Source organism: Candidatus Bathycorpusculum sp. (assembly GCF_009778815.1).
Taxonomy (GTDB): domain Archaea; phylum Thermoproteota; class Bathyarchaeia; order Bathyarchaeales; family Bathycorpusculaceae; genus Bathycorpusculum; species Bathycorpusculum hydrogenotrophicum.
Genome location: NZ_WRFL01000019.1, coordinates 19,446 through 32,814, shown reverse-complemented (window position 1 = coordinate 32,814; position 13,369 = coordinate 19,446). Strand labels below are relative to the sequence as shown.

Here is a 13,369-nt window from a genome sequence, read left to right as displayed (position 1 = left end):
GATTTTGACCATGTTTTTAGTTGGGTGGGTGCGGTATTTTTGGAAAGGTGTTTTGCAGAGTTTGGGTGGTGAGGTAGTGTGTCGTAAGATAACTCGGGTGGGAAATTATTTTGGGACAAGACAGAATAAATGAATACACACCATTTAGCAAAGACCCTCAACCTAAACCCCAAAAAACACACCAAACACCATGCTTTTATCATAATCGCATTAATGGCCCTAAACCTGTTCGCAGCGGTTTCTCTAACCCAAGCACAGGTCACGGTATCCACATCATCATCAACAGCAACAGCGGCAGGGGTTGCATCGGCTCTGCATACAAACGGAGCCTATATTCTTGATACTAACGGAAACTCGGTTTATCTGCGTGGTATGGGTCTTGCTGGATTTGCACCAAACCTTATCCTCTGGGACCAAGACACAACTGATAGCTGGAGTAACCAATGGAACTACCACCCCCAAGAAACCATGGAACAAACCTTTAAAACCCTAAAAGACCAATGGCACCTAAACTATATCCGCGTCTTTATCTACCCCAGCTGGTACTACCGCGACAACATCACCCCCGCCCAAGAAGACCCAATCAGCTACTCCGCTCAAACAACCCCCATTAGCATCAAAGCCTATCTCCACACCCTAATTCAAACTGCAGACAAATACGGTCTATATGTTGATCTTGTCCCCTACATGCTCACACCTTCCGCAAGCAGTTTCGGTGGAGACCCCTACGCAAGCCAAGGATACGGCTGGCAAGGCCTACCCCTAGAAGGCTGGGACGAACCCGCACAACGCTTCCTAACCGATGCAGGCTACAGCAACGGCAAAGAACTTGAATTCTGGCACTGGTTCTGGACCGATATAGCAAACACCTACAAAAACTACCCCAACGTCATCTTTGAAGCCTGGAACGAACCCAACCTAGGCACTGACAACGACGCCATACCCCAAGGCTACATGCAATACCTCAAAACCATGTACAGCGCTATCCGCACAACAGGCGCCACAAATCTAATCATGATGCAGTGGCACATGGGCTGGCACCCAAACACCTGGGGCAACGACCTAAGCTGGACAAACCAAATCACAACCGCCATACCCCAAGCAACAAATCTAGTGTTCACAACTCACCTCTACTACTACGCACCCACTGATCTTACAGCCTACTGGAAAACAGACTACGACGGACTCAAAACCCAACTAACCACTGCAATCAAAACCATGGGCGTCAACGCACCCCTAGTCATAAACGAACAAGGCTCCTGCCTAACAAAATCAAACAACAAACAAAACGACTACACCTGGTGGCAAAACCTCCTAAAAGCCCAATACGACCTAAACATCGGCGCAGGCGCATACTACTGGCTAAGCGACACAGGCCTAGGCAACATCTACTCCGGCGAAACCATGCTCACAAACCACTACACCCCAAACACCATGGGCCAAACATACATCAACACATACAACACCAAACCCACCACCACCCCACCACCAACAACAATAAAACCTACCGAAACACCCACAAAACCAACTGAAACACCCAAACCCACCGCCGCCGCAACAACTACCCCTCAGCCAACTTCCCAACAACCCCAACTAACTATTCCAACAATACCCTCACTGCTCCCCCAACCAACCCAAACACCAGCCGCAGCAGCTATCCCCCAACCCCCAGCCTCAACATCACCACAAACAACCCCAACCCCAGCCTCCTCAACTACCCCTGTACCCCTAGAGAACCCAATTCAAAACATCATCTGGGGATACCTCTACAGACACTGGCTAATCTTCTACTGGCCCCAAAACAACGCATGGTATATATCCCGATGGTAAACACCATCTTTTCCCTTTTGTTTAACTCTATTTATTTTTCAAGTTGACCCTTCATAAACCCAGTTGCCCAAGCGGTATGCTTAAACCCAAAATGCAATGGCAATAAAAACATCTGTTTTTGGCGCAAAAACCTATACGCCGCAAACGAATAAAGCACCCCAGTAACTAACCCCGCCATAGGTGACATCCGCGGAAAAGAAAAACCCTCCCGAGTCTGCACAAAACTTTTTTGACAACCATACCCATACCAAAAATATTTCCTCCAAAGATCTCTAGGCGTAGATAAGCCGCCATGTAGCTCATAGAATTCTGCAGCATTAGCCTCAAGCTGCCACCCCGCCTTTCTTATACGCAAAACTAAATCCGTATCCTCCCCCGCACCTTTGATGCTCTCATCAAACCCCCCAGCCTGCAGCACAGCAAGAGTGCGAAAAGTCGTGCCGCCTGTACCCACAAGCTTATCTGTTTTCCAAAGAAAACTCTTGGGCCTACCAAAACTCTTCTGATTAACAATATGAGGCGCAATTTCAAGATTTAAAATACTATTGCCCAAAACCAGCTTGAAGACCCCAGCAGTTATCCCCACCTTGAGATTCTTCTGCATAACTCCAACTTGCACTCTTACATAACCAGGCGTTAGGATCTCATCGGCATCAACAAAGAGAATGAATTCCCCATCAGCATTTTTCACAATACAGTTTCGCGCATGCCCTAAACCCTGACCAGAAGTTCTAAACGCCTTTACTCTGCTACCCAACATAACCCTATAGCGGCTAATTATCTCAGGCGTTCTATCTTGACTGCCATCATCAACAAAGATAATCTGAAGCCTTTCTTGAGCATAATCCTGCACAAGAATACTCTCCACAGCATCTGAGAGAAAAGCCTCACCATTACGAACACAAATACCCACCGTCAAAAGCGGATCCATGCAATCGCCTAACCAACCTCAAAAAACAAACCACAACAAACCACAAGTCCCATAGACCGATCAGCCAACCAGTTAACTGCCAAGCAGACATACCAAAATATGCTAAGGGCTAGTTGAGTTTGTGGCCATATCCGTTTAGATGCGCATTACAAAAACCGTAAAACCAAGCTATACGCTTGTAGGTATAGTGCATCGGCAGCAAGAAAAACGCACTGTTATGCGTTAACAGATACGCGCCAGGAGCGCGCAGTATGCCTGCTATAAACCCTGCCATAGGGGTCATTTGTAAAAGATTTACCGAGCATGGGTCTTTGTGGTAGATGTAGTGTCCGCCGCGCCCATACCAAACATATTGGTTCCAAAGCGACTGCCAAGAAGCCCGAGTGGACTCAGTGAATCTCTCCTGAGTCATTGCTAACTGCCAGCCCTTTGTTCTAACGCGATAAGCTAAATCAGTATCCTCAGCAGCACCATTTATTTTGGTGTCAAAGCCGCCGACTTGACGAACGGCTTCCACGCGATAGATTGCGCCCTCAGCTCCCGGTAAAAAACCATATTTAGATGCCCTGCCAGGACGGCCAAAAACCGAATCCACCGCATAAGCAACATTTTCCAGATCCGCCGCTAATCCATGACCAATATGGAGTGTATAGGTTCCACCGGCAATTCCAACGTCTGGGTTTTGTTCCATAAACAAAACTTGATTCTCCAAATAGTCAGGCGCAAGAATCATATCCGCATCAAGCCAAACAATGTATTTACCGCTGGCTTTCTCTATAACCATCTGACGAGCAATACCTAACCCCTGAGTTTCTCGAAAAATCTGTATCTTACCAAAACCCGATTTGAGCTTGGCTTTAATTATCTGCAAAGTACCATCTTTACTGTTACCATCAACCACAATTACCTCAATATTGTGTGATGGAAACGTCTGCATACAAAGACTCTCCAGCGCTGTTTTGATGATTGCGGCACCATTTTTTACACACAGCCCCACCGTAACCCCAATCTGCGAATCCAAACTATCCCCTCAAATTCAAATAAACTCAAAATTACACGCTTGCTTGGTTGGTGTTGGTGTTGTTGTTAGATTAGTTGTTTTTCTTGGAGCATTTGTTTGTTTAGAGCAGAGCGGGCGCCCTCAACGGGTTTCCAGAATCTAAATTTGCGTTTTGCCAAAAAAGACATCAATGCAGTCAACAAAATAATGTTGTTTTGAATCAGTTCTATTGCGGTTGTTTGGGTTTTTTTAACCGCAAACACCACCCCAAGCACTACAAGTATACCCAGCGCCAAAAAAGGATAGCTAACCATAACTGCTATTGTTAACGCCACCAACACAACTAAGAGCAAAGGGTTGAACAGGTGCAGAATGATCTCAGGTATGGCGATGCGTTTGGGCATCAAAAGCTTACCCTGAATTAGCAGGTTGAGGCATCTTGCCCAGAGTTGTTGGAGATGGCTTGCGCGTCGAATTTTTATGGTGAATTTGTCTTGCCAAGCTGTGGGGCTGATGGTAAAAAAGCCAATTTCGGGAATCAGCAGGGTACGTTTATTGGTTTGGATTATATCCAGAGCGGTTCCCGAGTCATCAGTAGCGTGATTGAATTTGTTTAGCAGACTTTTTTTGTAGGCTGCAAAGCCGCCTTGAAAGAAAAGCGTCGAGTACAGTTTTGACTCGCCTATACGTATTGCCTGAACAGTGTTATTGTAGGTCTGCTCGCCCCGTGTTACCCAGGTGTCACCGGCGTTTAGAAGCTGTTCACGTGCAGTTATGGCGCCAACGCTTGGATCGGAGAGATAGCCAAGCGATTTTTGGAGTATATCTTTGGGCCAAAAACAATCCGCATCAGAAATTATAACAATCTCGGATTGAATAGTTTTTAGAACTTGATTTAAACACCCTGTTTTTCCCAGATGCTCTTGACTATCAAAAACTCTAACTCTAAATTGCAAACGGTGTTCTGAGATGTACTGCGCTACAATTTTTAGCGTGTCATCGGATGAGGCATCATTGACAACAATAACTTCCATCTTTTCAGCTGGATAGACTACTTTGGCAAGATTTTCAAGTTTTAAACCAATAATCTGTTGCTCATTATAAACCGGAATAAGAATAGACACCGAGGGCAAAAAATCAGAGTCGATGTCAAGATCCCATTTTCTCTGCGAACATTGCCTCATATACAAAAAATAGAGACCTGGAACACCAAAAAACACTATCCCCACTCCCACCCAAACAAACAATAGTGGCAGTAGTAGCCAAACCAAACCTAAACCCCCGTTAGCGGCCTTCTCGGAAAACTCGAAACGTCTCTGTTGCCTGCTGTTCCCCCGAGACGCCAATAACCGCCCCACTTAACCCATCTAGATTTGCCAAGTAGCCAACAGCTTCGGCTGGTTTGAGATATCCCGCCGCCAAAACACTCATAGCTATAACCTCCGCACCGCTGGCACGTTTGAGCGCCTCTTCACATTGTTGCTTTGTGGGACACATTTGAAACCCCACCTTGTTAAATGAAGCCGTTAACGTTAACTTGCCTAAATCAATATCCCAATCCCTAAATTTATCAACCAAAATCGAAAAGTTACGTGTCTCAAACCCAGGACGAATATGGCGGCTCTCAAGAAAATCTATATAACCCCTAAAAAGCGTCTCCATATTGAGCGCTAAGGCCATATCAGTAACAATCTCATGAAGCATAAACGCCTCCAACTTTACGTTACTGTTGTTGTTGGCTGAAGAAGCATTTTTTATGCGTGATAACTCGTAGGCTGTATAGGTTTTGAGTAGCGCTAAGAGGTTAAAGCGTGCAAGCCCGCCTATATTTGAGGCAAGGACTTTGGCGTTGGATGAGAAAACCATCTCTTTAGCCAAATTCATAGCTAACCCCGACACACCCCCTGTCTGAGTAGCTTTTCGAACATACTCATAAGCATAAGGCGCAATAGCGTATAGACGCACCTTGGAGGCGTTGGGGTTTTTTTGAAGCTGCTTGATTATTGAAAGGGTGACTTCATCGACACTAAACATAAACCCCTCTGCACCACACTCAACAGCACGCTCAACTATACGAGCTGCCTGTTGCTGAGCACTTTTTTGAGATTGATCCAAACTGCGTTCTCTTGCTTTCTGCTGAGAAAGATGGCTAATACCATGAAAGGGATTATCCCCGACAAACAAACTTAGCTGTTTACTCATTTGCCTGCTGCCTTACCTGCTCTAAAATATAATCCACCTTGAGAGTGTTTTTGAAACTTGATTCAGTGGGTTCTCCTTTGATTAGAGCATGGATGAACTGCTGGTTTTCACGGTAATATTCCGGTCCACCTAAGAGAAAACCCACATTATCAGCCATATCATGACGATACCACCTCTTTGGCACAGAACCACTAAGAGTTAATTTAACCACGTCGTCATTAACATCCAAGGTGCCTTTTGTGCCTTGGATTGATAACCCAAATTCAGGCATACGATAATTGTTTTTGCGCCAAGAAACCTCAAAATGCCCCACTAAGCCCTCTTTGTTGGTAACACTAAAACCTATATCATCCTCTGAACCAAGCGAAATCTGTGAGTTGACTTTTGTTTCTGTGACTTTGAGGTCGCCAAAAAGCCACTCTGCCAAATCAACCACATGCGAACCCAGATCCTCAATAACCCCGCCCCGCGCCTTTGATAACGTAGAACCTGAGGGTGCATCGGCAAAATCTGAGGAAAACGCATAGGCCTCAAAACTCTCCAACTCACCTAGCACTTCTTTTTCTAAGAGCTGTTTAGCTTGATTAAAAGTAACTCCGAAGCGCTTCATATAGCCCACCATGGTGATGCCCTCCTTCTGATGTTGCTCAGAGAGCGCACACAACTCAGCAGAATGACTATAGTTAGAGGTGAGCGTTTTTTCAACAAATATATTCTTCACAAGATCCGCATCATAAATCTGCTTAATTATGCTATAGTGTGACGGTATGGGTGTTAGAACATAGATGGCATCAAGATCCAACCCCGAAAACCCCTCCAAAGTATCGGTGATTTGAGCCCCCCGAAAAGCCCCCTTAGCTATTTTGCGCATTAAGCGGCTCTTATCACACAAAGCCCCAACCTCAACATTAGCAAACGTGCTTAACAGACAAGCATGCATAATACCCATCTTACCCAAACCCACAACACCAACCCTAACCATAGAATCACTCACTACCAAATTATCACACAAAAAAATCAGTAACCTCAAAACTAAACAAAAGGACGCTGGTCAGCTCATTAAAATCTTACACAAACACATATGCATTATTACCGCAACACATTTTGTCTGCTCAATTATTACTGTGCATCTCAGTTCTTATTGTGCATATATGCATAACAATTTTATTCATCTGCATCCGTATTTTTGACTATGAGCCAAATCATAGCGCAGCTTCGTGAAGAATTAAAAGCCAACGCCGACCCCCAAACCCAAGAAGGAGCTAAACGTTACTTCAAAGAACCCATAATCACCTATGGGGTCAAAAATTCTACCACACACCAAATCAGTTGCAAAAACTGGACAAACAACATCAAAAATTTAAGCAAACCCGAGATTTTTGCACTCTGCGAAACACTCCTCAGCTCAGGTGTTATGGAAGAAGCCTTTGTTGCCGCCGAGTGGTTGCCAAAAATCGTTGACCAATTCCAACCAGACGACCTGATTACTTTTGAACGCTGGATTGATACCTATATCGACAATTGGGCTAAATGTGACACTTTTTGCAACCACACCGTGGGCGATTTCATGATGAAATTCCCCCAACAAGTGGGTACCCTTATGGTTTGGGCAAAATCCCCCAACCGCTGGCTCAGACGCGCCGCCGCAGTAACACTCATCGTCCCCGCAAAAAAAGGTCTATTCTTAGATGAGTCCCTTAAAATCAGCGACCTGCTTCTAACCGACACAGATGATTTAGTACAAAAAGGATATGGCTGGCTGCTAAAAGCCCAAACAGAAAAACACCCCACCGAAATCTTAGCCTACGTTATCAAAAACAAATCAACCATGCCCCGAACAGCCCTGCGATACGCAATTGAAAAACTACCCAAAGAACAAAAAACCCAAGCCATGAAAAAAGCCTAACCCTCTTGAAAGCCCCAAGCATATCCACATAAAATCTGAATTTAGTATATTAGCTGGTGGCAATTTTTGAGTGATACTGGTGCCTGTGATAGTGTATTGTGATTTGGCTGGACCTCTGTCAGCTATGGATCTGTGAGCCAAAAAATTTATTATCCATCGACAGTTTCAAATGGGAAGAGGTAAGACAGATGTTTGAATATAAAAGTGAAGTTTTAACAACAAACATAAAATGGGTCGATGACAAAACTAACGAGACAGACATAGCTCGCCTTGATGAATTAATCAACAAACGAACCCAAGAAGGCTGGGAACTTGTCACATATTCCTATATGGCAAATGGAATCACTGCACATCTACACAGCGCCATATTAATTACCTTTAGAAAAGAAAAGTAGCATATGTAGTTCTGGCCACGCAAATGAAATTTACTCTCATTTGGCCAAACACAACAACCCACTACAACCCTGCATAAACACTTACCAAGCTAAATACACACAAATTACACAGTTAACGTACATGATTCGGTAGCCCGTTAGGTCTCAAGGGAAAAGCTTTCTGTTAAAATTCGCTTCATTATGCCTAATCCATGTCTGAGTTTGAGTTTTTTTTCTCCCATTCGGTTTCGATAGTCTATGGGCACTTCCATGATGCCATATCCTCTGCGCTCCACAATAGTGTTCATTTCTGCTTCTACATCAAAGCCCTTGCTTTTGGGTTTCCAGCCGTCTAAGGCTTCGGTTCGCACTACCCGCAGACCCGAGAGTGGGTCTCCTAGGTTTACTCCATTCATAACCAGCTGAGCAAAAGCCAAGAGTTTGTTGCCCACATAGAAGGGGTTGGTTATTGTTTTTGAGAGATTGTATTGGCCTTTGAAACGATTCCCAATAACCATACCCACATGTGGATTAGCTTCTAAGATCTCGACCATCTGAGGAATGTACTGTGCGGGGTAGGTATAGTCGGCATCAGTGAAGACAATATATGGAACTTTTGCGGCCATTGTTTTAATACCCTGAAACATGGCGGCCCCTTTACCTATGCCCTCTTGGAGCATAACGTCTGCGCCCCTGTTTTTGGCTATCTCGATGGTTCGATCCACACTGTTGCCATCAACCACAACCATGTAGGGGTTATTTAGAATTTTTTGCATCTCATCTATGGTTGGCCCTATGCCTTCTTCCTCATTTAATGTTGCAATAATCACAGATATGCTTGAGCTTAGTTCAGTTACCACAGAAAAAGTCCTCCAAAACCCAGACCGGCGTTAAGAGTTACTCGGGGAAACGAACTTTTAAAGCTCTAAGGATAAGATATCCCGAACAAACCCCAAATGTTCTACTACCACAAAAAACAAAAAAACAACGATATCTCATGGATTACCGGAAACATTGGTTTAGAGGCATTTTGTTCGATGTTAAAAGGTATAGGTTATGGTGAAGAGGTGGAATTTTTCGTCGAGGATGGCATGTATTATTTTCCAGGAGGGTTGGTTGTAGAGGCGGTGAAAGAAAAATCCGAAGCGAAATGGCGGCAGGGCTCCTTTTTTTAGGGATTTTACATAAAGTTTATCTTTATTTTTAAAAATGACCCATAAATGCACTTTTTCACCATAGAGTAGCTCGTTTAGCCATGATGGACTTTGGATATAGCCGTGTTTTGCGACACGTTTTAACTCTCTAACCAAACCTCCCGGGTTCTCTATATGCTCAATTAGGTAGTAGCTGGTTACAAAATCAAAGGTTTTATCTCTAAAGGGCAATGCGGTACAGCTACACATAACAAACGGTTTTCCGCTTGTAACTAAATTTCTCATATTTCGATCAGGCACGGGTTTAACGTTTAAGTCACAGAGCACATTGGCCTTGGGAAAGGGGTTAGATCCACAAGCTATGTCTAAACAAAGAACTGAATCAGTGGGGTTAAAGCCTATGGTTTGGTGAAATTGTTGTTTACCTAATTTGAAGCGGTCTAGCTCAGATTCACGGATGGGAAACCGCTGAGATACCCTATTTTGTTCGTTTTGAGACATAAGTAATAACCAATCAAACCTTAGATGCCGCAATTTTGAGGGTGTCATTTAGGGCTTCACAGATGTGCTGGATGGTCTGTTTGGTTAGCTGATAGTGCATAGGTAAACACATCACCTGCTTTAGCACCCGCTCAGCTGAGGGCATATCACCCATACGGGTCCCATAGGTCTCCATGTAGTAGGGGTGAAGATGACAGGGCGGATAGTAGATATGCCCCGTTTCAATTCCAAATTTCTCTTTAAGCGTCACTGTAGCTTTTTGGCGATTAATTTTCTCTGAGAGTTTTAGAGGATATTTGTAGTAACTATGCCGAATATTTGAAGGAGTCTTAAATAGAGTAATCTCTTCGATATCTTGCAGGGCTTGTTCATACCAGACAGCGATTTGGTTGCGCTTTAGCAAAAACTCTTCTAAATGTTCTAACTGATGAAGACCCACAATGGCTGCAGGTTCACTTAACCGCCAATTATCTCCCAACACCACCATCTGCCGATCAGCATTTTGACCACAGGAACGTATACACCGAGCGGCATCAGCTAATTCTTTATCATTTGTTAGGATCATGCCGCCTTCGCATGATGTCATAACTTTGGTGGGATAAAACGAAAAACAACCCACATCCCCAAATGTCCCCGCTTTCTGGTCATCAAGGGTTGCTCCATGAGCATGCGCACTATCTTCTAGAAGAAACAGACCTTTTTCTCTACAAAATTCTGCGAGTTCTTGTATCTGAGGACAAATCAACCCCGCAATATGCACCACAATAACCCCCACGGTCTTTGAAGTAACTCTACGTTTAGCATCATCTATGTCAATGCAGAGAGTATGGGGATTCATATCTGCAAAAACAGGTTTGCCACCCGCCAAAACCACACTATTAGGCGTTGAAACAAACGTATTGGTCGGAACAATAACTTCTTTGTTCTGCACCCCCAAACATCGCAGAGCAACATCTAGCGCCGCAGAACCCGAACTCACCGCAACACCATACTTAACCCCCGTATAGGCGGCAAATTGATGTTCGAATTCTTGGCTAAACGGTCCATCAGTTAATTGCCCACTCTTTAACATCTGCGCCATATCAGCCAAAATAGCCTCTAAGCTATCACTTGAAAAATAAGGCAAAGCCGACGAAACACTCATCTTTATCTCTCCTCCTCTACCAGGGTTTTCCACCTGTACAAAATAGATAATCTACAACTGAGAGGTTGTCAACAAAACCCTCTGTTGTGGTTTGGGAGTATTTGGGTGGGGTGAATTCTTGGAAAATAAGCTCAATGCCCTGCTTTGTAAAGAGTGTTTGGTTGATGTAGTCTTTGCTGCCTTTACCTGCTAGTTGGATGTTGGCGCCGACTTGTTTGCATTGGTTGACCAGTAACTCGGTTTTTTTGCCCTCAGCACAAAGAGAAGACCCCAAAACCAGCGGTTTATCTATGTTGAGAAATCCCATGATGCCCCTGATGAGGTGCATGTTTAGATCCATTAGATATGTCCATTCTTGCTGGTAGGTTTCTTCAAAAAAATCAGCGAAATCTACCCAGTAGGGCGATTTGCAGTAACTGTGTTTTAGGGTTGCCCAGTGTTTATGTCTCCATCGCGGTTTACTCTGATTGGCAATTTTTGCATCTTTTATGAGCAGAGGATTGTTGGTGTGCTCTATAGGTACACTTAACCACCGTACTCCCTGGGCGGTCATTATTTTATTTCTACTTATGAAGCCTTGACGCTCAAATTGGATATTATCTTCGATGATAAATAGATCGGCCTGTTGCATTTTATCAAAAAATCCCAGCCAAGGCAAATAATTCGGTTGGTGGCCCGCTGCAATCAAATCTAAGCCTCAAGGTACACCTAAATGCTCAATATAGCGTACAACTTCAAAAGCCTCAGCCGCTGGCAAACCCACCTGGCTTCCTCTGAACGAAGCCAAATTAACCATTGATTCATAGGTGATGTAGCGTTTTGTTTTCTGCGAAAAATGACACTTAAGAGCCGTCCACTTATCATCCACACTAGTCGTTATATCCACAAAATAGGTAGGAGAAAAATTTTGAGTAACCCGAGGCGTCTCATAAGCCAAAATCTGAGGCGCATTTCGAAACGCAGACATGGATACCCAGCCAACTTGACGATGATCCTGATGAATATCATTTACCGTATGGGTGAGAATAGTTTCAGGTTTGTTAGCTATGTAGAAAGCCTCCAAAAAATCTATGGCCTGCCTTGAACAGGGAATCTCGGTATCTGGAAAATCCCCAAAATACACCTCATCTATACCCAACACCGATAGCGCTTCAATGCTTTCTTTGGGTCTAACTTCAGGATTGCCGCTGTGCTCGCCTTTGGACATAAAAACTGCAATAACCTTTTTTCCCAGCTTGGAAGCCGCTTGGATAGTCCCACCACAACCTAACTCTATATCATCAGGATGCGCACCTACAGCTAAAATCGTGTTTGCTCTAAAAACCAAACTAAAACCTCCATAAACTATTCGGTGTTCATTTTTAGCCACAAACTCAAATACCGCTCATGATATTCTAAGCGGCTGGTGGTTTGATTATAAACCCACAACTCAAAAAACAAATTACCATAGTAATTGTTTCTCTCTATATCATATTCTAATTGTGTACTGAGGGGATAGGGTTTGTTGTTAAGCGTGAGCAAATCCACATACCCCGTAGGGCTGAATTGAAAAGACACCTCAAGAGGCACCTCTACAGTCTGATTATTATTTGCAGATACTCTAAAGCTCTCCAAAGCTATCAGGGAACTGCTTGTATGGTTAAAACTATCTGGTCCCGGCTGAGTAGTATTTCGGAACTTCGCCTCAATGGTATAATCCGCATCATAACCCAGCTGATTAGTAACCTCTATAATCAGCTCATAGGTTTCACCCGAGGTAGCATTTGAGGGATAATCGGTTCTATGATTGGAACTAAACAGAGCCATCTCACTAAAAGACTCCTTTTGCGGTGCAATTGTGAGCTGTTGCAGAAATGGAGAAACCACAAGCAACACCCCCACAACACATATGATAACAATAAGAGCTATATTACGCTGAGAGCTCATCTGGTTTTCACCTTCTGATTTTCAAGTTTCAATTGGTTCATCCGTTTGGAATTGTTGATTGGAAAAATCGCTTTGGGCGAGGCAGAGTTCTTGGAGAATTTTTTGCTTAGCAGTGAAATCATTGAGGCGTTTTTCCATATTTTTGCTGCACCGGGCATATTCTTTGTAGGCATCCAAATAATTCTGCCCCTTGCCAGTTAACCGATAAATCTGCTGATCATCCTCAAATCGAATAAGAGCGGCACCCGCAATTTCATTTAGATAACGCTGTAAAACCTTGTAGCTCAAATTAGCCTGATACATAATCTGCGTTTTTTTAGCCTCTCTGCTGACCACAACAAGAATATCAGCAATTATGTCTAGCCTATCGCGATAATTAACCAAACAAACGCCTTCTACTC

15 protein-coding genes are annotated in these 13,369 nt (G+C 43.9%); 3 read left to right on the top strand and 12 right to left on the bottom strand.

The features are described 5' to 3' along the window. Window positions 1-129: 129 nt before the first annotated feature. Window positions 130-1,830 (top strand): cellulase family glycosylhydrolase, encoded by a 1,701-nt coding sequence (locus tag FWF39_RS05535; RefSeq protein ID WP_343382449.1) that lies wholly within the window; start codon window positions 130-132, stop codon window positions 1,828-1,830. Window positions 1,831-1,861: 31 nt separating this feature from the next. On the opposite strand, the gene FWF39_RS05530 is transcribed toward FWF39_RS05535, so the two are convergent. The 5 genes from FWF39_RS05530 to FWF39_RS05510 form a co-directional block, all read right to left on the bottom strand. Beyond that, window positions 1,862-2,761, bottom strand: a complete 900-nt coding sequence (locus FWF39_RS05530) for a glycosyltransferase (RefSeq protein ID WP_343382448.1) — start codon at window positions 2,759-2,761, stop codon at window positions 1,862-1,864. A gap of 109 nt (window positions 2,762-2,870) precedes the next feature. Then, a complete protein-coding gene (locus FWF39_RS05525; RefSeq protein WP_343382447.1) occupies window positions 2,871-3,782 on the bottom strand; it encodes a glycosyltransferase in 912 nt (303 codons plus the stop codon). Window positions 3,783-3,847: 65 nt separating this feature from the next. Continuing rightward, the gene (locus FWF39_RS05520) at window positions 3,848-4,945 is read right to left on the bottom strand and encodes a glycosyltransferase (RefSeq protein WP_343382446.1); all 1,098 of its coding nucleotides are present in this window, start codon (window positions 4,943-4,945) and stop codon (window positions 3,848-3,850) included. Window positions 4,946-5,045: 100 nt separating this feature from the next. Then, window positions 5,046-5,963, bottom strand: coding sequence for a hypothetical protein (locus FWF39_RS05515; protein WP_343382445.1), 918 nt, complete (start codon window positions 5,961-5,963; stop codon window positions 5,046-5,048). Continuing rightward, on the bottom strand, window positions 5,956-6,945 hold the full coding sequence (locus FWF39_RS05510; protein WP_343382444.1) for a Gfo/Idh/MocA family oxidoreductase: 990 nt from the start codon (window positions 6,943-6,945) through the stop codon (window positions 5,956-5,958). Before FWF39_RS05510 ends, FWF39_RS05515 begins: the two co-directional genes overlap by 8 nt. A 210-nt stretch (window positions 6,946-7,155) precedes the next feature. Between FWF39_RS05510 and FWF39_RS05505 the strand changes: the two genes are divergently transcribed. After that, a complete protein-coding gene (locus tag FWF39_RS05505) occupies window positions 7,156-7,869 on the top strand; it encodes a DNA alkylation repair protein (protein WP_343382443.1) in 714 nt (237 codons plus the stop codon). A gap of 188 nt (window positions 7,870-8,057) precedes the next feature. Further along, a complete protein-coding gene (locus FWF39_RS05500) occupies window positions 8,058-8,264 on the top strand; it encodes a DUF4177 domain-containing protein (protein WP_343382442.1) in 207 nt (68 codons plus the stop codon). Between the two features lie 137 nt (window positions 8,265-8,401). Here FWF39_RS05500 and FWF39_RS05495 read toward each other — a convergent pair whose 3' ends face one another. The 7 genes from FWF39_RS05495 to FWF39_RS05465 all read right to left on the bottom strand — a co-directional run bounded on the left by FWF39_RS05495 (window position 8,402) and on the right by FWF39_RS05465 (window position 13,352). After that, a complete protein-coding gene (locus FWF39_RS05495) occupies window positions 8,402-9,103 on the bottom strand; it encodes a glycosyltransferase family 2 protein (RefSeq protein ID WP_343382441.1) in 702 nt (233 codons plus the stop codon). Window positions 9,104-9,283: 180 nt separating this feature from the next. Next, window positions 9,284-9,898 (bottom strand): methyltransferase domain-containing protein, encoded by a 615-nt coding sequence (locus FWF39_RS05490; RefSeq protein WP_343382440.1) that lies wholly within the window; start codon window positions 9,896-9,898, stop codon window positions 9,284-9,286. A 13-nt stretch (window positions 9,899-9,911) separates the two neighbouring features. After that, on the bottom strand, window positions 9,912-11,042 hold the full coding sequence (locus FWF39_RS05485; RefSeq protein WP_343382439.1) for a DegT/DnrJ/EryC1/StrS family aminotransferase: 1,131 nt from the start codon (window positions 11,040-11,042) through the stop codon (window positions 9,912-9,914). 16 nt (window positions 11,043-11,058) lie between these two features. Next, a complete protein-coding gene (locus FWF39_RS05480) occupies window positions 11,059-11,730 on the bottom strand; it encodes a WbqC family protein (protein ID WP_343382438.1) in 672 nt (223 codons plus the stop codon). A gap of 9 nt (window positions 11,731-11,739) precedes the next feature. Continuing rightward, window positions 11,740-12,411: a PIG-L deacetylase family protein gene (locus FWF39_RS05475; RefSeq protein ID WP_343382437.1), complete on the bottom strand. Its 672-nt coding sequence runs from the start codon at window positions 12,409-12,411 to the stop codon at window positions 11,740-11,742. Continuing rightward, window positions 12,387-12,968: a DUF1616 domain-containing protein gene (locus tag FWF39_RS05470; protein WP_343382436.1), complete on the bottom strand. Its 582-nt coding sequence runs from the start codon at window positions 12,966-12,968 to the stop codon at window positions 12,387-12,389. Before FWF39_RS05470 ends, FWF39_RS05475 begins: the two co-directional genes overlap by 25 nt. Window positions 12,969-12,989: 21 nt before the next feature. After that, window positions 12,990-13,352: a winged helix-turn-helix domain-containing protein gene (locus tag FWF39_RS05465; RefSeq protein ID WP_343382435.1), complete on the bottom strand. Its 363-nt coding sequence runs from the start codon at window positions 13,350-13,352 to the stop codon at window positions 12,990-12,992. Window positions 13,353-13,369: the final 17 nt, after the last annotated feature.